Below are 21,717 nucleotides of genomic sequence, written 5' to 3' on the forward strand. Positions count from 1 at the left end.
GCATCATGACCGACACCATGCGCACCATCGTCATCGACGGCGAGGAAGTGACCGTCCCGCAGGAGTATAACCTCCTGCAGGCCGCCGAGGCGGCGGGGCGGGAAATCCCGCGCTTCTGCTATCACGAGCGGCTTTCGGTCGCCGGCAATTGCCGGATGTGCCTTGTCGAGCTGGTCGGCGCGCCCAAGCCCGTGGCGTCCTGCGCCTTCCTGGTGCGCGACATGCGCGGCGGGCCGAACGGCGAGCCGCCGCAGATGCGAACGCTCAGCCCGCTGGTGAAAAAGGCGCGCGAAGGGGTGATGGAGTTCCTGCTCATCAACCACCCGCTCGATTGCCCGATCTGCGACCAGGGCGGGGAGTGCGATCTGCAGGACCAGTCGATGGCGTACGGGCGCGCCGGCTCGCGCTTTGCAGAGAACAAGCGCGCGGTGGAAGACAAGTATATGGGTCCGCTGATCAAGACGATCATGACCCGCTGCATCCAGTGCACGCGCTGCGTGCGCTTCGCCACCGAGATCGCGGGCGTGCCCGAACTCGGCGCCATCGGCCGCGGCGAGGACATGGAGATCACCACCTATCTCGAACAGTCCATGACGTCGGAGCTGTCCGGCAACGTCATCGATCTGTGCCCGGTGGGCGCGCTGACCTCCAAGCCCTACGCCTTCAACGCGCGGCCCTGGGAGCTGAACAAGACTGAAAGCATCGACGTGATGGACGCGCTGGGCGCGAATATCCGCGTGGATGCGCGCATGGGCGCGGTGCTGCGCATCATGCCGGTGACCCATGACGCCGTGAACGAGGAGTGGATTTCCGACAAGACCCGCTTCGTCTGGGACGGGCTCGGCCGCCAGCGCCTGGATCGCCCCTACGCGAAGAAAGACGGCAAGCTCGCGCCGGTCGATTGGTCCGAAGCGCTCAAAATCGCGGCGGAAAAGCTCTCCGGCGACGCCTCGAAGATCGGCGTCATCGCAGGCGATCTCAACGAGGTCGAGGGGCTGAAGGCCGCGAAGGATCTGTTCTCTTCTCTCGGCGTCACCTCGATCGACTGCCGCCAGGACGGCGCGAAGATCGGCGGCGGGCCGCGCGAGAGCTATCTGTTCAACTCCACCATCGCGGGCATCGATAAGGCGGACGCGATCCTGCTCGTCGGGTCCAATCCGCGCCTTGAGGCGCCGGTGCTCAACGCCCGGATCCGCCAGCGCTGGCTGAACGCTCAGCATGTGGAGATCGGCCTGATCGGCGAGCCGGCCGATCTGACCTATGATTTCGAGCATGTCGGGGCCTCGCCGAAGGACCTTGAAGGGCTTGCCCGCAAGCGTTCGGGTATCGCGAAAGCGCTGAAAGACGCCGAACGCCCGATGATCATCGTCGGCGCCGGCGCGCTGGCGCGCGAAGACGGCGCGGCGGTGCTGCGCGCGGCCGGTGAGCTCGCCGACAAGGTGGGCGCGGTCAAGGACGGCTGGAACGGCTTCAACGTGCTGCACGGCGCGGCGAGCCGGGTCGGCGGCCTCGATCTGAAGTTCCTGCCGGGCGAGGGCGGGCGCGACACGACCGCCATCCTCGACGGCGCGGGTAAGGGCGAGGTCGAGACGGTCGTGCTTCTGGGCGCGGACGAGATCGACATGGACCGGCTGGGCGGCGCCTTCGTGATCTATGTCGGACACCATGGCGACAAGGGCGCCATGCGCGCCGATCTGATCCTGCCGTCAGCGGCTTACACCGAGAAGAACGGGCTTTACGTGAACACCGAGGGCCGGGTCCAGATGGGCGCGCGCGCAGTGTTCCCGAAGGGCGAGGCGAAAGAGGACTGGGCGATCTTCCGCGCGCTGTCCGGCGTGATGGGCAAGACGCTGCCCTATGACGATCTGAACGCGCTGCGCGCCCAGCTGATCGAGGAGATCGAGACCTTCGGCCAGATCGACCATGCCCCGGGCGCAGCCACAGCGGCGGAGTTCAAGGTCGCCGAGATCGGCGAGGCGGGCGATCTGTCCGACGCGCCGTTCCGCTCGCCGGTCGCGGACTTCTACCTCACCAACCCGATCGCGCGGGCCTCGAAAACCCTGGCGGAGTGCTCGGCCATGGTCGCCGCGGCGCGCGCCGAGCTGCAGGCGGCGGAGTAGACGATGCGCGCCGGAGCCCTCGCAAAGCGGATGTTCAACGCGCGCACCAACGTGCCCTGGGTGCTGGCGATGATCACCGGCCTAGGCGCGGGCGCGTCGCAGGACATGATGGGGCGCGGCCTTTTGCTCGGCCTCGCGCTGGGGCTGATCTGGGCGGTGCTGTTCGGAAACGTGCGCGAGCGCGAAGATCACAGCGGCGAGGCCTAGACGATGGCGCGCTGGCTCAATACCAACACGCTCGCCGGGCTGCTGATGGGCGTGGGCATGGGGCTGACGATGGGGCTTCTGCTCGGCCCGGCCGCTGGCGTTCCGATCGGGCTCGGGGTCGGGATCGTATGGGCCGTGGTGTTCAACACCAGCCGGACCGCTTCAGGCGGCGACAAGACTGACAAGGACGCGGACTGATGTACGATTTCGTCACCCAGTGGGGCCCGGTCTGGGGCACGCTCGCCGCGGTGGGGCAGATCCTGGGCTTCACGGTCGTCCTGCTGCTCTCGCTCGCCTTCCTGCTCCTTATGGACCGCAAGGTGTGGGCGGCGGTGCAGATGCGGAAGGGCCCCAACACGGTGGGCGCCTTCGGCCTGCTGCAGTCCTTCGCGGACTTCATCAAGTTCGTGGTCAAGGAAATCATCGTGCCCGCGGGCGCGGACCGGCCGCTGTTTCTTCTGGCGCCGCTTCTGACCTTCATCTTCGCCTTCATCACCTGGGCGGTGATCCCGGTCGCGCCGGGCTGGGTGATCGCCGACCTCAACGTTGGCATCCTCTACATCTTCGCGATCAGCTCGCTGGGCGTTTACGGCATCATCATCGGCGGCTGGGCGTCGAACTCGAAATACCCGTTCCTGGGCTCGCTCCGGTCGGCCGCTCAGATGGTCTCCTACGAGGTCTCCATCGGCTTCGTGCTGGTGACCATCCTTCTTATGGCCGGCACGATGAACCTCTCCACCCTGGTCGAGGCGCAGGCCGGCGGGTTCTGGAACTGGCACATCCTGTCTCTGGACATGCTGCCCTGGCCGGTCTTCCTGATCACCATCCCGATGTTCGTGATCTTCTTCGTCTCCGCCCTGGCCGAGACGAACCGTCCGCCCTTCGACCTGCCCGAGGCCGAATCCGAACTCGTGGCCGGCTATCAGGTGGAATACTCCTCCACGCCCTACCTGCTCTTCATGATCGGGGAGTACCTCAACATCGTGCTGATGTGCGCGCTGATGACGGTGCTGTTCCTGGGCGGCTGGCACGCCCCGTTCGACATCGCGCCGTTCACCTGGATCCCGCCGGTGTTCTGGTTCGCGATCAAGGTCGTGTTCTTCTTCTTCCTGTTCGCCATGGTGAAGGCTCTGGTCCCGCGCTACCGCTACGACCAGCTGATGCGCCTGGGCTGGAAAATCTTCCTTCCGACCTCGCTCGCGGCCGTGGCCGTAATGGGCGGGATCGTCGTGTACACCCAAGCGGCCGCAGGCTAACCCGAGGCTTGATATGAACCGCATCGCGCAAACCCTTCGCGGCGCAGCCCTTCTGGACTTCTGGGGCGCCTTCGGACTGGGCATGAAGTACTTCTTCAAGCCCAAGCCGACGATCAACTACCCCTTCGAGAAGGGCCGTCTCAGCCCGCGCTTCCGCGGCCAGCACGCCCTGCGCCGCTATCCCAACGGGGAAGAGCGCTGCATCGCCTGCAAGCTGTGCGAGGCGGTGTGCCCGGCCCAGGCCATCACCATCGAGGCCGAACCGCGCGCGGACGGCTCGCGGCGCACCACGCGCTACGACATCGACATGGTGAAATGCATCTATTGCGGCTTCTGCGCGGAAGCCTGCCCGGTGGACGCGATCGTGGAGGGCCCGAACTTCGAGTTCGCCACCGAGACGCGCGAAGAGCTTTACTACGACAAGGAAAAACTCCTCGACAACGGCGACCGCTGGGAACGTGAAATCGCACGGAACCTCGAACTCGACGCGCGCTACCGGTAGCGCTATTACGGCGCCCGACTCCCGACCCGGCGAAGGGATTCCTTCTTCGCCGTAGACCTTCCCCAAGCGGCGCGGAGCCTTTCGCGCCGATCGCTCAAAAGGGGGCGAACGTGCTGCAAGCGGCGGCCTTCTACATCTTGTCCGCAGTCGCGGTCCTGTCCGCCTTCATGGTGGTGGCGGCCAGGAACCCGGTCCGTGCGGTCCTGTTCCTGATCCTGGCCTTCTTCGCGGCGGCGGGGCTGTTCGTGCTTCTGGGCGCGGAGTTCCTGGCGATGATCCTGGTCATCGTCTACGTCGGCGCGGTCGCGGTGCTGTTCCTGTTCGTGGTGATGATGCTGGACATCGACTTCGCCGCGCTGAAGGCGGGCTTTTCGACCTATGCGCCGCTGGGCGGCCTGGTCGCGCTGGCGCTGGCGGCGATCCTGGCGATGACCGGTTTCGCCTGGGTCAGCGCTGAAAGCGCGGGCGCGAACATCGCAGCCCCGACCCCCGCGGACATGACCAATATCGAGGCGCTCGGCGCGCTCATCTACGACCGGTACGTCCTGTACTTCCAGATGGCCGGCCTGATCCTGCTGGTGGCGATGATCGGCGCGATCGTGCTGACGCTGCGCCATCGCGACGGGGTCAAGCGCCAGGACATGCACCGGCAGACCACGCGCTCGCGCGAGGACTCGGTGGAAGTGGTCGACGTCGAACGCGGCGAGGGGATCGGGTGATGCTCGAGATCGGACTTGGACACTATCTGGCGCTCGCCGCCGCCCTGTTCACGATCGGTGTGTTCGGCATCTTCGTGAACCGCAAGAACGTGATCATCCTTCTGATGTCGATCGAGCTTCTGCTGCTCGCGGTCAACATCAACCTGGTGGCCTTTTCGGTCCATCTCGGCGATCTCGCCGGGCAGGTCTTCGCAATGTTCATTCTGACCGTCGCCGCCGCCGAGGCGGCCGTCGGCCTCGCCATTCTCGTCGTCTTCTTCAGGAACCGCGGTGACATCGCGGTCGAAGGCGCCAATCTGATGAAGGGCTAGCGCCAGGCTATGGCTTATATCGTCGTCTTCGCGCCGCTCCTCGCAGCGATCATCGCCGGGCTGTTTCAAAAGCAGATCGGCGACCGCGCCGCCCAGATCCTGACCACCGGCGCGACAATTCTGGCCGCCGTGGTTTCGGTCGCCGTCTTCTTCGACGTGGCGGTGGGCGGAAACGCGCGGACCCACGAGCTCGCCACCTGGATGGCGATCGGCCAGTTCGAGGTGAGCTGGGCGATCAAGCTCGACACGCTCTCCGCGGTGATGCTGGTGGTGATCACCAGCGTCTCCAGCCTCGTGCACGTCTACTCCTGGGGCTACATGTCCCACGACCCGCACCGGGCGCGCTTCTTCGCGTACCTGTCGCTGTTCACCTTCGCGATGCTGTCGCTGGTGACCGCGGACAACCTGATCCAGATGTTCTTCGGCTGGGAGGGCGTGGGGCTCGCCTCCTATCTGCTGATCGGCTTCTGGTACAAGAAAGAGAGCGCCAACGCGGCCGCCATCAAGGCCTTCGTCACCAACCGGGTGGGCGATTTCGGCCTGGCGCTGGGCGTGATGGCGGTGTTCGCCGTGTTCGGCACGGTGAAGTTCGACGAGATCTTCGCACAGATCCCTGAGATGTCCGACGCGGTGCTGACCGTGTTCGGCATGCAGTTCCAGGCGCTGGAGCTGATCGCTTTCCTGCTGTTCATCGGCGCGATGGGCAAGTCCGCGCAGTTCTTCCTGCATGTCTGGCTGCCCGACGCGATGGAAGGCCCCACGCCGGTCTCCGCGCTCATTCACGCCGCGACCATGGTGACCGCGGGCGTGTTCCTGGTCTGCCGGATGTACCCGGTCTACGAGCTCGCGCCGAACACCAGCGCGGTGATCACCTTCATCGGCGCGATCACGGCGATCTTCGCCGCGACCGTCGGCGTGGTGCAGAACGACATCAAGCGGGTGATCGCGTATTCGACCTGCTCGCAGCTGGGCTACATGTTCTTCGCGGCGGGCCTGGGACTTTATTCCGCGGCGATGTTCCACCTGTTCACGCACGCCTTCTTCAAGGCGCTGCTGTTCCTGGGCGCGGGCTCGGTCATTCACGGCCTGCACGACGAGCAGGACATGCGCAACATGGGCGGCATCTACAAGCTGCTGCCGATGACCTGGATCCTGATGATCATCGGCACGCTGGCGCTGACCGGCGTGGGCGTCCCGCTGCTCGGGATCGGCTTTGCGGGCTTCTATTCGAAGGACATGATCATCGAGGAAGCCTTCGCCATGGGCCAGGAAGGCCTGCCCTTCGGCCTGTTCGCCTTCTGGATCGGGATCCTCGCGGCGGGGCTGACCAGCTTCTACTCCTGGCGGCTGATCTTCATGACGTTCCACGGCAAGCACCGCGGCGATCCTGAAAACCTCAAGCACGCCCATGAAAGCGGCTGGGTGATGCTCACCCCGCTGATCCTGCTGGCCGTCGGCGCGGTGTTCGCGGGGGCGGCGTTCAAGTCCGACTTCGTGGGCGAGCGCGCCCAGACCTTCTGGGGCGAGTCCCTGCCGGCCGGCGCGTACTCGGACTACAAGTACGGCCCCGACAGCGGCTACGGCGATCACGGGACGGGCGGTTACGCTGACGAGGCGACTGCAGCCGCGGCCGCTGAAACCGGCGAGGGCGCTTACCGCGACGAGGCCTATGGCGAAGACGACTATGGCGGAGAGACCGCCAGCCCGCGCCACCCCGCCTGGGTGCTGATCCTGCCGGTGGCGGTGTCCGCGCTCGGCTTCGCGCTGGCCTGGTTCTTCTACATGGCCAATCCGGGCCTTCCTGCGCGCATCGCCGCGCGCGGCGGTCCGCTTCACGCCTTCCTTTACAACAAGTGGTATTTCGACGAGCTCTACGACGCGGTCTTCGTGCGCGGGTCACGGGCGCTCGGCGACCTGTTCTGGAAGTTCGGCGACCGTAAGGTCATCGACGGGCTCGGCCCGAACGGCTTTGCGGCCACCGCGCTCGCAGGCGCGCGCCGCATCGCCAAATTCCAGAGCGGATACGTCTACCACTACGCATTCGTCATGCTGATCGGGGTGCTGGGTCTGGCGCTCTGGGTCGTCGCACGCGCCGGGGTGTAACGGGGACATGCTGAGCCAGCTTCCAATCCTTTCCGCCATCACCTTCCTGCCGGCGCTGGGCGCGGTGGCGATCCTCATCCTGCGCGCGCTCATGCGCAAAGAGGACGCCGCGGCGCTGGACACCAACGCCAAGGGCGTGGCGCTGTTCATCTCGGGCTTCGTGTTCGTGCTCAGCGTGCTGATGGTGCTGGAGTTCGACGCCTCGAACCCGGCCTATCAGTTCGTGGAGACCGCGCCCTGGCTCGCCGATCTCGGGATCGCCTACAAGATGGGCGTGGACGGAATCAGCGTGCTCTTCGTGCTGCTGACCGCCTTCCTGCTGCCGATCTGCATCCTGGCGAGCTGGGGTCTCAAAAAGCGCGTGGCCGACTACATGGCCGCCTTCCTGCTTCTGGAGACGCTGGTCATCGGCGTGTTCTGCGCGCTGGATCTGGTGCTGTTCTACATCTTCTTCGAAGGCTCTCTGATCCCGATGTTCCTGATCATCGGGGTGTGGGGCGGGGCGAACCGCATCTACGCGGCGTTCAAGTTCTTCCTGTACACCTTCGTCGGCTCGGTGCTGATGCTCGCGGCGATGATCGTGATGTTCATCACCGCAGGCACGACCGACATGGAAGTGCTGGCGACCTTCCCGTTCGCCGAGAGCCTGCAGACCTGGCTGTGGCTGGGATTCTTCGCGAGCTTCGCGGTGAAGATGCCGATGTGGCCGGTGCACACCTGGCTCCCCGACGCGCACGTCGAGGCGCCCACCGCCGGCTCTGTCATCCTGGCGGGCATCCTTCTCAAGCTCGGCGGTTACGGGTTCCTGCGGTTCTCGCTGCCGATGTTCCCAGCCGCGAGCGACTATTTCGCGCCGCTGGTCTTCGTGCTGTCGATCATCGCGATCGTGTACACCTCGCTGGTCGCCTTCCGGCAGACCGACATCAAGAAGCTCATCGCCTATTCCTCGGTGGCCCACATGGGCTTCGTGACGCTGGGGATTTTCGCGGGTAACGAGCTCGGCGTTCAGGGCGCGATCTTCCAGATGATCAGCCACGGGCTGATCTCGGGCGCGCTCTTCCTTCTGGTGGGCGTGATCTACGACCGCTTCCACACCCGCGAGATCGCCTTCTACGGCGGGCTGGTGCACAAGATGCCGGTCTACGCCGCCTTTTTCGGCCTGTTCGCGATGGCCAATGTGGGCCTTCCGGGCACGTCGGGCTTCGTGGGCGAGATCACCACCATGATGGGCGCGTTCGAGGTCGATCCGCGCGTGGCCTTCGGCGCCGCGCTCGGGGTGATCTTCTCGGCGGTCTACATGCTGACCCTCTACAAGAAGGTCGTGCTGGGCGAGCTGGGCAATCCCAAGCTCGAGGCCGCGACCGATCTGAACGGCAGGGAGTGGATCAACCTGTCCATTCTCGCCGCGCTCACCGTGTATTTCGGCTTCTTCACCACGCCGATCACCGAAACCACGCGCGCCAGCGTCGAGGCGCTGATCGCACAGTACCAGACCGCGATCGAAGCGCCGTTCGAACCGATCGAACCCGCGCCGTTCCAAGACATCGAAGGCTGATCGTCCCATGACCGCTCAGGCGCTCCTCTCCGATCTCGGACACATGATCCCCGAGCTGATCCTGGCGATCGGCGCGATGGCTCTGCTGATGCTGGGCGTGTACTGGAAGAACGCCGAGGCGGGCGCGAAGCTCGTCATGCGGCTTGCGACCGGGCTTCTGGTCGTCGCCGCGGGCGCGGCGGTCTTCACCGCGACCGGCGAGCCGGCGGACCTGTTCTTCGACGCCTTCTCGGTGGACGCCTACTCGCTCTACGCCAAGACCGCGGTCTTCCTGGCCGCGGCGGTCGCGCTCATCCTGGCCTCGCGCTATCTCGAAACCGAGCGGCTTCTGAAGCCCGAATATCCGGTTCTGATCACGCTGGCCTCGCTGGGCATGGCCTTCATGGTCAGCGCGGACGACCTGATGACGCTCTATCTCGGCCTCGAGATGCAGTCGCTGGCGGTCTACATCCTCGCCGCCTTCAACCGCGACAGCCTCCGGGCGTCCGAGGCGGGCCTGAAATACTTCGTGCTCGGCGCGCTCAGCTCGGGCCTTCTGCTTTACGGGGCGTCGCTGGTCTACGGCTTCACCGGGTCGACCAGCTTCGAGCTCATCGCCGTCGCCGCGGCCGAGGAGGGGACCAATATCGGTCTTCTGTTCGGCATGGTGTTCGTGATCTCCGGCATCGCCTTCAAGATCTCCGCTGCGCCCTTCCACATGTGGACCCCTGACGTCTACGAGGGCGCGCCCACGCCGGTCGCGGCCTTCTTCGCCACCGCGCCGAAGCTCGCCGCGATGGCGCTTCTGTCGCGCGTCCTGTTCGAGGCCTTCGGCCCGCTGGTCGACGACTGGCGGCAGATCGTGATCGTGATCGCGATCCTGTCCATGGCGGTGGGCGCGTTCGGCGCGCTGATGCAGACCAACATCAAGCGCCTGATGGGCTATTCCTCGATCGGCAATGTCGGCTACGCGCTCGTCGGCCTGGCCGCCGGCACCCAGCTCGGCGTCTGGTCGGTGCTCCTTTACATGACGCTCTATGTCGTCGGCGTGGCCGGCGCGTTCGCGGTGATCCTGTCCATGCGCCGCGCCGAAGGCATGGTGGAGCGCATCGAGGATCTCGCCGGCGTCGCGCAGACCCGACCGGTGCTCGGCCTGTCGATGACCGCGCTGATGTTCTCGATCGGCGGCATGCCGTTCCTGGTGGGCTTCTTCGGCAAGCTGATGGTGTTCTACGCCGCGGCCAGCGCGGGGCTGGTCTGGCTGGTGGTCGTCGCGCTGCTCTTCTCGGCGGTGTCGATCGCCTACTATCTGCGCGTCGTGAAGGTGATGTGGTTCGACGAGCCCCAGGGCGAGTTCCAGCCCGCGCCGGGCGGGGTGGCCTTCGTGAGCCGCGCGGCGGGGCTTGCGACCGTGGCGCTGGTGCCGTTCGTGGCGATCCTGTTCGTGCAGGTGATCCGCGCGGGCGGCGGCATCGGCGGCTAGCGCTTTGCGCGTCGAGGTCTTCGACGAACTGGACTCCACCAACGAGGAGGCCAAGCGCCGCGCCGCCTCCGGCGAGGCCGGCCCGCTCTGGATCATGGCCCGCGCGCAGACCGCAGGGCGCGGCCGCCGCGGCCGGGCCTGGACCAGCGCAGGCGGCAATCTCTTCACTACAGGGCTCTACCGGCTCGACGCGACGCCGGCCGGGGCTGCGAACCTGTCTTTCGCCGCAGCGCTGGCGGTCGGCGATCTCGCCGCCAGCGTGATCGATCCCGCGCTGGTGAAGCTCAAATGGCCCAACGACGTCCTGATCGGCGGGCGGAAGACTTCCGGCATTCTGCTTGAAAGCGGCGCGCATCAGGCGGGCGGGCTGTGGCTGGCGGTCGGGATCGGGGTCAATCTCGCCCACCATCCCGAGGACTCCGAACGTCCCGCCACGGATTTCTCGGTCCACGGCGCGTCCCTGACGCCCGAAGCCGCGCTCGAGACCCTGTCCGGGCGCTTCGAGCACTGGCGTCTCCAGCACCAGCGCGAGGGCTTCGCCCCGCTCAGGCAGGCCTGGCTCTCCCGCGCGCACGGGCTGGGAGAGCGCTGCACGGTCAGGCTCGAAGGCGAGACGCTGGAAGGCGTGTTCGCGGACCTGGCCGAGGACGGTGCGCTGAGGCTTGATTTGCCCGGCGGCGGACGGCGCCTTATCTCGGCGGGCGACGTGTTTTTTCCGCAAGGGTGAAGCCTTTGCGGCGCGCTTTTCCTCCCCCGTTCACGGGGGAGGGGGACCACGAAGTGGTGGAGGGGGGAGCGGCTCGCAGAACCGCCGCAATCCCCCCCTCCGTCCGCTACGCGGACACCTCCCCCGCAGGCGGGGGAGGAAAGAGCGTTGAGGATGAAGGAACGCCCATGCTTCTCGCCATCGATTGCGGCAACACCAACACGCTCTTCGCCGTCCATGACGGGGCCGGCTGGCGGGCGCAGTGGCGCACCTCCACCCAGACCACCCGCACCGCGGACGAGTACGCGGTCTGGCTGAGCCAGCTTCTGCAGCTTCAGGACCTGTCGCTGAGAGACATCGAGAGCTGCGTGATTTCCACGGTGGTGCCCCAGTCGCTGTTCAATCTCAGAAACCTCGCCCGGCGCTATCTGGGCGGAGAGCCGATCGTGGTGGGAGAGCCGGGCGTCGATCTCGGCGTCAGCGTGAATCTGCGCCGTCCGTCCGAGGCGGGCGCGGACCGGCTTGTGAACGCGCTGGGCTGCCGGGTGAAATACGACGGCGCGCTGATCATCGTGGATTCAGGCACCGCGACAACGTTCGACGTGGTCAGCGCCGAGGGCGCGTTCGAGGGCGGGATCATCGCGCCGGGCATAAACCTCTCCATGCAGGCCCTGCACCAGGCCGCAGCCCGCCTGCCGCGCATCGCCATCGAAAAGCCCGACCGCGTCATGGGCACCGATACGGTCGGCGCGATGCAGTCGGGGGTGTTCTGGGGCTATATCGATCTCATCGACGGGCTTGTGACGCGGCTTAAAGCCGAGTACGGCCAGCCCATGACCGTCATCGCGACGGGCGGGGTCGCCTCTCTGTTCGAGGGCGCGGCCCGCACCATCGATCATTACGATCCCGACGTGACCATCAGGGGTCTTTACGAAGTCTGGCGGCGCAACGCGCCGGGAGCCCGCGCCGCGTGAGCAAGAAAAAGAACAAGCCCGCCGGAGACGAGACCGAGGCGCTGTATTTCGTGCCTCTGGGCGGATCCGGCGAGATCGGCATGAACCTCAACCTCTACGGCTACGGGCCGAGCGAGGAAGAGCGCACCTGGATCATCGTCGATTGCGGGGTCACCTTCGGCGATCTGACCACGCCGGGGGTGGACATCATCACCCCCGATCCGCGCTTCATCGAGGATCGCCGCCACCAGCTGGCCGGCATCGTGCTGACCCACGCTCATGAAGACCATATGGGCGCGGTCGCCCATCTGTGGCGCAGGCTGCGCTGTCCGATCTACGCCACGCCCTTCACCGCCTGGCTGATGCGCGACCGTCTGGCCGAGCACGGGCTTCTGGGCGAGGCCACGCTGATCGAGATCGGGCTGCACGACCGGTTCGAGATCGGCCCGTTCGACCTGCAGCTCGTCACCCTGACCCACTCCATCCCCGAGCCCAACGGGCTGATCGTGCGCACGCCCGCCGGGCTGGTGCTGCACACCGGGGACTGGAAGATCGATCCCGAGCCGCTGATCGGCGCCTCCACCGACGTCGCCGCCCTGGAGGCGGCCGGCGAGGAGGGGGTGATGGCGATGGTGTGCGATTCCACCAACGTCTTCACAGAAGGCGTGTCCGGCTCCGAGGCCGGGGTGCGCGAGAACCTCACCCGGCTGGTCGGCGAGTTCGACGGCAAGGTCGCCATCGCCGCCTTCGCCTCGAACGTCGCAAGGCTCGAGACCGCCATCAAGGCGGCCGAAGCCAACGGTCGCCGGGTCTGCCTGGTCGGCCGCTCCATGCACCGCATGACCAGCGCGGCCAAGGCGGTGGGCCTGCTCGCCGACGTGCAGCCTTTCGTGGAGGAAGAGGAGGCGGGCTACTTCCCCGCCGACAAGATCCTCTATCTGTGCACCGGCTCCCAGGGCGAGCCGCGCGCCGCGCTGTCGCGCATCGCCGAGGGAACGCACCGCAACGTCACGCTCGGCAAGGGCGATGCGGTGATCTTCTCCTCGCGCATCATTCCGGGCAATGAACGCGGCATTTTCGATCTGATGAACAAGCTCGCCGGTCAGGGCGTGCAGATCGTCACCGAGAAGGACGAGCACATCCACGTCTCCGGCCATCCCTGCCGCGACGAGCTCGCCCAGATGTACGCCTGGGCCAAGCCCAACGTGGCGATCCCGGTGCATGGCGAGCTGCGCCACCTGAAGGAACACGCCGCCTACGCCAGGACCCTGCAGGTGCCCCACGCGCTGGCGCCCTTCAACGGCGCGGTGGTGCGGATCACCAAACAGGGCGCGTCCATCGTCGACGAAGCGCCGGCCGGCCGGCTGCACGTGGACGGCAATTTCATCGTCGCCGCGGACGCCGAATCCATCAAGGAGCGCCGCAGGCTGGCCGCCTCGGGGCACGTCACCGTGGCCGCGGTCGTCTCCGGCGGCGATCTCGTCGGCGATGTCGACATCCGCTTCATGGGCGTGCCGGAAAGCCACGAATACGATCTCGACGACTTCTTCGACGATCTCGCCCGCGCCGCCGAGGACGCCTTCAAGCGCCTGGGCAAGAAGGACCGGCGCGACGAGGACGCCATCGAGGAAGCGCTGCGCCGCGCGGTGCGCCGCGAGGCCAATCGCGTCTGGGGCAAGAAGCCCCATGTCGAAGCCGTCGTGCTGAGCGTCTAACCGGCGCTTGAGTGCGTGAAAGGAGCCCGAAGATGAAGATCGGCCGCCTCAACCATGTCGGCGTCGCCACCCCCGACGTCGAAGCCGCCGCCAAGGTCTACGCCGAGCTTTACGGCGCGACCGACGCGACGCCTGCGAAGACGTTCGCCCATCTCGGGGTGAAGGTGATTTTCGTCACCGTGCCCAACATGCAGATCGAGCTGATCGAGCCGGCCGGCGAAGGTTCGCCGATCCACAAATTCCTCGAAAAGAACCCCAAGGGCGGCCAGCACCATATGTGCTTCGAAGTGCCCGACATCATACAGGCCCGTGACGCGATGAAAGCGCGCGGCGCGACTGTTCTCGGCACCGGCGAGCCCTATATCGGAGCGCACGGCGTGCCGGTCATTTTCGTCCATCCCAAGGACACCGGCGGCGTGCTGATCGAGCTGATGCAGGACCCGCAGGTCCGTCTGGGGGAGGGTGGAGATTGAGCGCCGCTGCGAGCCCTACCCCGCTGTTCCGATGGCTCGGTCTGGTCCTGGGCGGAACCGCCTTCCTGCTCTGGGTCGCCCAGCTTTTCCTGCCTGATGCGGGCGTCGGCTTCGTCACCGGGATCGTGGTCTATCTGATCGTGTGGTGGATGGTGTTCTTCACCGTCCTGCCGCTGCGCGTCACCGGCCAGCACGAGACCGGAGAGGTCGTGCCCGGCTCCGAACCCGGCGCGCCGTCAGACCCGCGCCTGAAATACAAGCTCGCCCTGACCAGCGTCATCGCGGCGGGTCTGTGGCTGGTCTATTTCGTGCTGTTCGAGTTCGAACTGGTGAGCCTCGACATGATCCCGATGGGGCCGAGCTTTCCGGCCGAGGGGTAGGGCGCTTGCAACCGCCCGCAGGCGCGGTCTAAGTCATCACAGATGACAACGCCGCAACCCGGCCCGCTCCCCGAGACCCCTCATGCGCCTGTCCCGCTTCTTCCTGCCTGTCCTTAAGGAAACTCCGGCCGAGGCGCAGATCGTCTCGCACCGGCTGATGCTGCGCGCGGGCATGATCCGCCAGGAGGCGGCGGGCATCTACGCCTGGCTGCCGCTGGGCCACCGGGTGCTGAAAAAGATCGAGGGCGTCGTCCGCGAGGAGCAGGACCGGGCCGGCGCGATCGAGATGCTGATGCCCACGCTTCAGCCCGCCGATCTGTGGCGCGAGAGCGGCCGGTATGACGGCTACGGCAAGGAGATGCTGCGCATCGTCGACCGCCATGAGCGCGACCTTCTGTACGGACCGACGAACGAGGAGATGATCACCGAGATCTTCCGCTCCTATGCGCGGTCCTACAAGGACCTGCCGAAGATCCTCTACCACATCCAGTGGAAGTTCCGTGACGAGATCCGCCCCCGCTTCGGCGTGATGCGCGGCCGCGAGTTCCTGATGAAGGACGCCTATTCCTTCGATCTGGACGAGGCCGGCGCGCGGGCGAGCTATAACCGGATGTTCGTGGCGTATCTGAACACCTTCGCGCGGATGGGGCTGAAAGCGGTGCCGATGCGCGCCGACACCGGCCCGATCGGCGGCGATCTCAGCCATGAATTCATCATCCTGGCCGAAACCGGCGAGAGCGAGGTGTTCTGCGACGCGCAGCTGGTCGAGATGGGCGCGCCGGGCCTGGATATCGATTTCGACGGCGATCTTCAGCCGATCGTGGACGAGCGCACCGCGCTTTACGCCGCGACAGACGAGATGCACGAGCCCGGCCGCTTCGAGGCCGAAGTGCCCGCCGAACGCCGGCTGAGCGCGCGCGGCATCGAGGTCGGCCATATCTTCTATTTCGCCGACAAGTACTCGAGGCCCATGGGCGCGAAGGTCGCCCATCCCGACGGGACCGAGCGGGAGATCCACATGGGCTCGTACGGGGTGGGCGTGTCCCGGCTCATGGGGGCGATCATCGAGGCCCATCACGACGAGAACGGCGTGATCTGGCCCGAAGCCGTCGCGCCCTTCGGCGCAGGGATCATCAACCTCAAGCCCGGCGACGATCAGACCGACACCGCCTGTCAGGGCGCCTATGAAGCGCTGTCGCTGGCCGGCCGCGAGCCGCTCTATGACGACACGTCCGAACGCGCCGGGGCGAAATTCGCCACCATGGACCTGATCGGCCTGCCCTATCAGCTGATCCTGGGCCCGCGCGGGGTGAAGGAGGGCAAGGCCGAGGTGAAGATCCGCAAGACCGGCGAGCGCCACGAGCTCTCCATCGAGGACGCCGTGGCCCGGCTCGCCGAGGGCGCGTTCTCGTGAGCGCGGCCGCCCGCAAGGCCGACGGCGCGCCGCCGTTTTCCGGGTTCGAGTTCCTGCTCGCCTGGCGGTATCTGCGCGCGCGGCGCAAGCAGGGCGGCGTCACCCTGATCTCCATCATCTCGTTTGTCGGCATCATGCTGGCGGTGACCGCGCTCATCGCGGTGATGAGCGTGATGAACGGCTTCCGGCACGAGCTTCTGACCCGGCTTCTGGGCGTTCAGCCCCATGTCTATGTCTACCTGCCCCAGGGCGAGGACATCGACGCGGGCGCGTTCGCCGACCAGATCCGGGATCTGCCCGGCGTGCGCCAGGCGGGCCCCGTGGCGGTCGGACAGGCGCTGGTCACATCGGGCCGCGCCGCCGCCTTCGCCCAGGTCGCGGGCGTCCGCGCTGAAGACCTCGCGCGCTTCGATCTCGTCACCGGCGCGAACGGCGCGGACGAGGCGGGCGGCGGGATCGTGCAGGGCTCTGTCGCAGGCTTCGGAGAAGGCCGGCGCGGCGGCGACGAGATCGTCATCGGCTCGGCCATGGCCGGCCAGCTCGGGGTGAGGGCGGGCGACCAGGTCACCCTCGTCAGCCCGCGCGGCGCGCAGACGGCGCTGGGGACCACGCCGCGCTCGAAAGCCTATACGGTCGGTGCGATCATCACCGTGGGCGTGCAGGATCTCGACCAGATCCTCGTCTACATGCCGATCGAGCAGGCCGCCCTGTTCTTCAACCGGCCCGAGAACGGCGACTATATCGACGTGCGCATCGCGAACCCCGACGATCCGGATCCGGTGAAGGACGCGATCCGCGAGATCGCGCCGCAGAACACGCTGGTCTTCGACTGGCGCAGGCAGAACGAGGCGTTCTGGCGGGCGCTGCAGGTCGAGCGCGTGGCAATGCGGCTGATCCTGATGATCATCGTGCTGATCGCGGCGATGAACATCATCTCCGGCCTCGTGATGCTCGTGAAGAACAAGACCCGCGACATCGCGGTCCTGAGAACCATGGGCGCGAGCCGGGGCTCGGTGATGCGCATCTTTCTCATCTCCGGCGCGGCTGTCGGCGTGCTGGGCACGCTGGCGGGCATCGTGCTGGGACTGCTGTTCGTGGTCTTCATCGGACCGATCCAGGATTTCGTGAGCTGGGCCAGCGGCGGGCCGGTCTTCGACCCCAGCGTCTATTCGCTCTACCGCCTGCCGGCGCGTCCCGACTGGGGCGAGGTGGCGTTCGTCGCCTTCTGGGGCTTCTTCACCGCGCTATTGGCCACCCTGCCGCCGAGCTGGCGGGCGGGCCGCATCGATCCGGTGGAGGCGCTGCGCTATGAGTGATCCAGCGCTGTCGATCCGGGGGCTGACCCGGACCTATCAGACCGAAGGCGAAGCGTTGACCGTGCTCGCCGAGGCCGATCTCGACCTCTATCCCGGCGAGCTCGTCGGGCTGGTCGGGCCTTCAGGATCGGGCAAGTCCTCGCTGCTGCACGCTGCGGCGCTTCTGGAAAAGCCCACCGCAGGGCAGGTCTTCATCGGAGGGCGGGACGGGCTGACCCTGTCTGAAGGCGAGCGTACGGCGCTGCGCCGGCGAGAGATCGGCTTCGTCTACCAGTTCCATCATCTGCTGCCCGAACTCGACGCGCTCGATAACGTCGCGCTGCCTCGGCTGATCGCCGGGGCGTCGCCGAAAGAGGCGCGGGCGGATGCGCGTGAACGGCTGGTTTCTCTGGGCCTGGAAGGCCGGCTCACCCATCGGCCGGGCCAGCTGTCGGGCGGCGAGCAGCAGCGCGTGGCGATCGCGCGGGCGCTGGTGAACCGGCCCTCGATCCTGCTCGCCGACGAGCCCACCGGAAACCTCGACCCGGCCACCTCCGACCAGGTCTTCGCCGCGCTCGGCGCAGCCTGCCGGGAGGCCGGCGCTGCGGCGCTGGTGGCCACCCACAACATCGCGCTCGCCGAGCGCATGGACCGGGTGGTGACGCTGTCGGAAGGCCGTATCGTGCCCTGGACCGAAGGCGCGGCGGCGGGCTGAGCGCCGGGCGGAACGTAATCAGAACGCATTGATCGGCTTGCGCTTTTCCACAAGCGAATCATTTTGCTTGACGAGCGGAACAAAAGGCGAAAACATGCAACGGAACAAAGCAGAAACGGCTGCGATCCGTCGCAGCCCTCGCCAAGGAGTTCCGCCATGCGCAATCTCGTCGAAGACCTCACCTCCGCCGCCGTGATCGTCGGCTTCATCACCGTCGCGCTGTCCATCTTCGCCGCAGTCGGCGGCTGAACCCGGCCGCCCGGACCGGTAGACTGACCCCCGGTTCGAATCGAGCGCAGGCGAGGGCGCCTGCATGGAGCGGAGCATGTCGGCTTTCGTGCATCTGAGGGTGAGATCGCCCTACTCGCTGCTCGAGGGCGCGATCCGCATCAAGGAAACCGCCGCGCTGTGCAAGGCGAACGCCATGCCCGCCGCCGCGCTCACCGACACCAACAATCTCTTCGGCGCTCTGGAATTCTCCGAGACGCTGTCGGGCGAGGGCGTGCAGCCGATCATCGGCGTGACCCTTTCGGTCCGCCTGTTCGAGCCGCGCCCCGGCGAACGCGCCGAGCCTGACGGCACGGTCGTACTGCTCGCACAGGACGAGGCGGGCTACGCCAACCTCATGACGCTGTCGTCCAAGGCCTATCTCGAAGTCGGCGCGACGGACGAACCGCACGTGCCCATCGATGCGGTGCTGGAAAACGCGCAAGGCCTGATCTGCCTGACCGGCGGTCATGACGGTGCGATCAACCGCTTGGTTTGCGCGGGGCGCTCCGGCCCGGCCGACACGCTGCTCGACCAGCTTCAGGCCGCGTTCGCAGACCGTCTCTATATCGAGCTGCAGCGTCACGGCCGCGCCGACGACGTGACCGCAGAGGACTATCTGATCGACCGCGCCTACGGCCGCGATCTGCCGCTGGTGGCCACGAACGAGCCTTACTTCGCCAAGCCCGAGCTCCATCAGGCCCATGACGCGCTGCTTTGCATCGCCGAGGGCGCGTATGTCGGGCAGGACGAGCGGCGCAAGGTCACCGCCGAGCACTACTTCAAGACCGCTTCGGAAATGGCGGTGCGCTTCGCCGATCTGCCCGAAGCGATCGAGAACACCGTGGAGATCGCCCGGCGCTGCGCCTTCCGGCCGCGCACCTGCGATCCGATCCTGCCGCGCTTTCCCACCGAGGGCGACCGCAACGAGGCCGAGGAGCTGCGCGCCCAGGCCCGCGCCGGTCTCGACGCCCGGCTTTCGAAGATCGAGGCCTCCGCGCCGCGGGCCGAATACGACGAACGGCTCGATTACGAGCTCGGGATCATCGAGAAGATGGGGTTCCCGGGCTATTTCCTGATCGTGTCGGACTTCATCAAATGGGCCAAGGCGCACGACATTCCCGTCGGGCCGGGCCGGGGGTCGGGCGCGGGCTCGCTGGTCGCCTGGGCGCTGACGATCACCGATCTCGACCCGCTGCGCTTCGGGCTCCTGTTCGAACGCTTCCTGAACCCCGAACGGGTCTCCATGCCCGACTTCGACGTCGATTTCTGCCAGGACCGGCGCGGGGAGGTGATCCGCTACGTCAAGGAGCAGTACGGCGCGGACCGGGTGGCCCAGATCATCACCTTCGGCACGCTTCAGGCGCGCGCTGTGGTGCGCGACACCGGCCGGGTGCTGCAGCTGCCCTTCGGCCTGGTCGACCGGATCGCCAAGCTCGTGCCGAACAACCCCGCCCAGCCCACCACGCTCGCCGAGGCGGTGACGATCGAGCCGAAGCTGAAATTGATGCGCGAGGAGGACGAGCAGGTCGACCGGCTGATCGAGGTCGCGCTCCAGCTCGAAGGGCTTTACCGCAACGCCTCGACCCACGCCGCCGGCGTGGTGATCGGCGACCGGCCGCTGACCGAGCTCGTCCCGCTCTATCAGGACCCGCGTTCTGATCTGCCCGCCACCCAGTTCAACATGAAATGGGTCGAGCCCGCAGGCCTGGTGAAGTTCGACTTTCTGGGCCTGAAGACCCTGACCGTGATCGCGCGCGCGCTCGACTATATCGAACGCTCGGGCGAAGCGCGGCCCGATCTCGACGCGCTCGGCTTCGAGGACGCGGCGACCTACGAACTGCTCGCCTCGGGCGGGTCGATCGGGGTGTTCCAGCTTGAAAGTACGGGCATGCGCGACACGCTGCGCAAGCTCAAGCCCGATACGATCGAGGACGTGATCGCGCTGATCTCGCTCTATCGCCCCGGTCCGATGAAGAACATCGACGTTTATGTCGACCGCAAATTCGGCCGCGCGGAACCGGACTATCTGCACCCCGATCTCGAACCGGTCCTGAAAGAGACCTTCGGGGTCATCATCTACCAGGAACAGGTGATGCAGATCGCCCAGATCCTGGCGGGCTATTCGCTTGGCGAAGCCGACCTTCTGCGCCGCGCCATGGGCAAGAAGAAGCCCGAGGAGATGGCCAAGCAGCGCGTGCGTTTCCAGGAGGGCGCGCAGGCGCACGGGCTCACGAAACAGCGCGCGGATTTCATCTTCGACCTCGTCGCGGAGTTCGCCGGTTACGGCTTCAACAAATCTCACGCCGCCGCCTACGCGCTCATCGCCTACCGCACCGGCTGGCTGAAGGCGAACCATCCGGTCGCTTTCATGGCCGCGCTGATGAGCCTGGACATGACCAACACCGACAAGCTCGCGGTGTTCTTCCAGGAGACCCGGCGCATGGGTCTCGAAGTGCTGCCCCCCGACGTGAACGCGTCCGAAGCGGATTTCTCGGTCGAGGAGGGCAAGGTCCGCTATGCGCTCGGCGCGATCCGCAATGTCGGCTTCTCCGCGATGGAGCATGTCGTCGCGGTGCGCCGCGAGGGCGGGCCGTTTAAGGACGTCTATGATTTCGCCGAGCGGGTCGACCCCCGGCAGGTGAACAAGCGCGCGTTCGAAAACCTCGCCCGCGCCGGCGCCTTCGACAGCCTCGATCCGGACCGGGCGAAGATGCTCGCCGCCGCCGAGACGCTTCTGGCGCTGTCCCAGAAGGCCTTCGCCGAACGTGAAAGCGCGCAGGTCTCGCTCTTCGGCGGGGCGGGCGGGGGCGAGAAACTCGCCCGGCCGCGCCTTCCCGACGTCGAGCCCTGGGACCCGGTGCGCCGGCTCGACGAGGAGCTCGCCGCGGTGGGCTTCTATCTGTCCGGCCATCCGCTCGACGATCTCGGCGCCGCGCTCGCCCGGCGCGGGGTCGTGCTTTACGCCGATCTGCCCGCCAAGGCCGCCGAGGGCGCGCGCGCGGCGCGCATGGCCGCCATGGTCCGGCGCAAGCAGGAGAAGGTCTCGCGGCGATCGGGCGAGAAGTTCGCCTTCGTCACCCTGTCCGACCCTTCCGGCGAGTTCGAGGCGCTCGTGCCGCCCAAGGTGCTGCGCGAGATCCGCGATGCGCTCGAGCCGGGCTCGGCGGTGATCCTGGCCGCCAAGATCGAGGATCAGGACGAAGGATTGCGGCTGATCGTGGACGGCGCGGAGACGCTCGACCCGGCCGCCGCCGAGCACGCCGGCGCCGGCGTTCGCATCCATCTCGAAGGTCCCGGCGCGCTCGCCGCCCTGCGCGAGCGGATCGAGCGGGCGAACGGGCGGGATGGCGCGAAGGGCGGGCTGCATCTGGTGCTGCCGCTGTCGGACGGGCGCAACGCCGAGATCAGGCTGCCCGGCCGGCACGCCATCGATCCGGCTGCGCGCGCGGCGATGAAGGCCGTCTCGGGCGTGGTGGAGATCGAACAGCTCTAACCCGGCCGTCATCGCGGCGGGCCCCGCGCAGTCCTTCGCGCCTTCCGCGCTTGCCCCTGAGGCCGTGC

Annotated in this window: 19 protein-coding genes; all 19 read left to right on the top strand. The window is 66.9% G+C overall.

All coding sequences use genetic code 11. The annotated features are described in order from the left end of the window. Positions 1–17: 17 nt before the first annotated feature. The 19 genes from nuoG (at position 18) to dnaE (ending at position 21,649) form a co-directional block, all read left to right on the top strand. Positions 18–2,120, top strand: coding sequence for an NADH-quinone oxidoreductase subunit NuoG (gene nuoG / locus ABL308_11620; protein XBQ17736.1), 2,103 nt, complete (start codon positions 18–20; stop codon positions 2,118–2,120). A 3-nt stretch (positions 2,121–2,123) separates the two neighbouring features. After that, complete coding sequence (locus ABL308_11625; GenBank protein ID XBQ15596.1) at positions 2,124–2,327, top strand: hypothetical protein; 204 nt, start codon at positions 2,124–2,126, stop codon at positions 2,325–2,327. A 3-nt stretch (positions 2,328–2,330) separates the two neighbouring features. Beyond that, a complete protein-coding gene (locus tag ABL308_11630) occupies positions 2,331–2,525 on the top strand; it encodes a hypothetical protein (protein ID XBQ15597.1) in 195 nt (64 codons plus the stop codon). Next, on the top strand, positions 2,525–3,583 hold the full coding sequence (gene nuoH / locus ABL308_11635) for an NADH-quinone oxidoreductase subunit NuoH (GenBank protein XBQ15598.1): 1,059 nt from the start codon (positions 2,525–2,527) through the stop codon (positions 3,581–3,583). Before ABL308_11630 ends, nuoH begins: the two co-directional genes overlap by 1 nt. A gap of 13 nt (positions 3,584–3,596) precedes the next feature. After that, entirely contained in the window at positions 3,597–4,085 is a 489-nt protein-coding gene (gene nuoI / locus ABL308_11640; GenBank protein ID XBQ15599.1) for an NADH-quinone oxidoreductase subunit NuoI, read from the top strand. Between the two features lie 110 nt (positions 4,086–4,195). Then, positions 4,196–4,804 (top strand): NADH-quinone oxidoreductase subunit J, encoded by a 609-nt coding sequence (locus tag ABL308_11645; GenBank protein ID XBQ15600.1) that lies wholly within the window; start codon positions 4,196–4,198, stop codon positions 4,802–4,804. Next, a complete protein-coding gene (gene nuoK, locus ABL308_11650) occupies positions 4,804–5,115 on the top strand; it encodes an NADH-quinone oxidoreductase subunit NuoK (GenBank protein ID XBQ15601.1) in 312 nt (103 codons plus the stop codon). Before ABL308_11645 ends, nuoK begins: the two co-directional genes overlap by 1 nt. 9 nt (positions 5,116–5,124) lie before the next feature. Further along, on the top strand, positions 5,125–7,218 hold the full coding sequence (gene nuoL / locus ABL308_11655; GenBank protein XBQ15602.1) for an NADH-quinone oxidoreductase subunit L: 2,094 nt from the start codon (positions 5,125–5,127) through the stop codon (positions 7,216–7,218). Positions 7,219–7,225: 7 nt separating this feature from the next. After that, positions 7,226–8,773 (top strand): NADH-quinone oxidoreductase subunit M, encoded by a 1,548-nt coding sequence (locus ABL308_11660; protein ID XBQ15603.1) that lies wholly within the window; start codon positions 7,226–7,228, stop codon positions 8,771–8,773. 7 nt (positions 8,774–8,780) lie between these two features. Then, a complete protein-coding gene (nuoN, locus tag ABL308_11665; GenBank protein ID XBQ15604.1) occupies positions 8,781–10,235 on the top strand; it encodes an NADH-quinone oxidoreductase subunit NuoN in 1,455 nt (484 codons plus the stop codon). Between the two features lie 4 nt (positions 10,236–10,239). Continuing rightward, on the top strand, positions 10,240–10,962 hold the full coding sequence (locus tag ABL308_11670; protein XBQ15605.1) for a biotin--[acetyl-CoA-carboxylase] ligase: 723 nt from the start codon (positions 10,240–10,242) through the stop codon (positions 10,960–10,962). A gap of 167 nt (positions 10,963–11,129) precedes the next feature. Beyond that, positions 11,130–11,915, top strand: a complete 786-nt coding sequence (locus ABL308_11675; GenBank protein XBQ15606.1) for a type III pantothenate kinase — start codon at positions 11,130–11,132, stop codon at positions 11,913–11,915. A gap of 80 nt (positions 11,916–11,995) precedes the next feature. After that, on the top strand, positions 11,996–13,609 hold the full coding sequence (locus ABL308_11680) for a ribonuclease J (protein XBQ17737.1): 1,614 nt from the start codon (positions 11,996–11,998) through the stop codon (positions 13,607–13,609). 32 nt (positions 13,610–13,641) lie between these two features. Next, the gene (gene mce / locus ABL308_11685) at positions 13,642–14,082 is read left to right on the top strand and encodes a methylmalonyl-CoA epimerase (GenBank protein ID XBQ15607.1); all 441 of its coding nucleotides are present in this window, start codon (positions 13,642–13,644) and stop codon (positions 14,080–14,082) included. After that, positions 14,079–14,462 (top strand): DUF1467 family protein, encoded by a 384-nt coding sequence (locus ABL308_11690; GenBank protein XBQ15608.1) that lies wholly within the window; start codon positions 14,079–14,081, stop codon positions 14,460–14,462. The genes mce and ABL308_11690 overlap by 4 nt, the downstream gene beginning before the upstream one ends. A gap of 82 nt (positions 14,463–14,544) precedes the next feature. Next, positions 14,545–15,876, top strand: coding sequence for a proline--tRNA ligase (proS, locus tag ABL308_11695; GenBank protein XBQ15609.1), 1,332 nt, complete (start codon positions 14,545–14,547; stop codon positions 15,874–15,876). Then, positions 15,873–17,192, top strand: a complete 1,320-nt coding sequence (locus ABL308_11700; GenBank protein ID XBQ15610.1) for a lipoprotein-releasing ABC transporter permease subunit — start codon at positions 15,873–15,875, stop codon at positions 17,190–17,192. The genes proS and ABL308_11700 overlap by 4 nt, the downstream gene beginning before the upstream one ends. Then, the gene (locus ABL308_11705) at positions 17,185–17,886 is read left to right on the top strand and encodes an ABC transporter ATP-binding protein (protein ID XBQ15611.1); all 702 of its coding nucleotides are present in this window, start codon (positions 17,185–17,187) and stop codon (positions 17,884–17,886) included. The genes ABL308_11700 and ABL308_11705 overlap by 8 nt, the downstream gene beginning before the upstream one ends. A gap of 325 nt (positions 17,887–18,211) precedes the next feature. Next, positions 18,212–21,649 carry a DNA polymerase III subunit alpha gene (gene dnaE, locus ABL308_11710; GenBank protein ID XBQ15612.1) on the top strand — a complete coding sequence of 1,146 codons (3,438 nt, stop codon included), beginning with the start codon at positions 18,212–18,214 and terminating at the stop codon, positions 21,647–21,649. Positions 21,650–21,717: the final 68 nt, after the last annotated feature.

Origin of the sequence: Oceanicaulis sp., assembly GCA_040112665.1 — a bacterium.
Taxonomy (GTDB): Bacteria; Pseudomonadota; Alphaproteobacteria; order Caulobacterales; family Maricaulaceae; genus Oceanicaulis.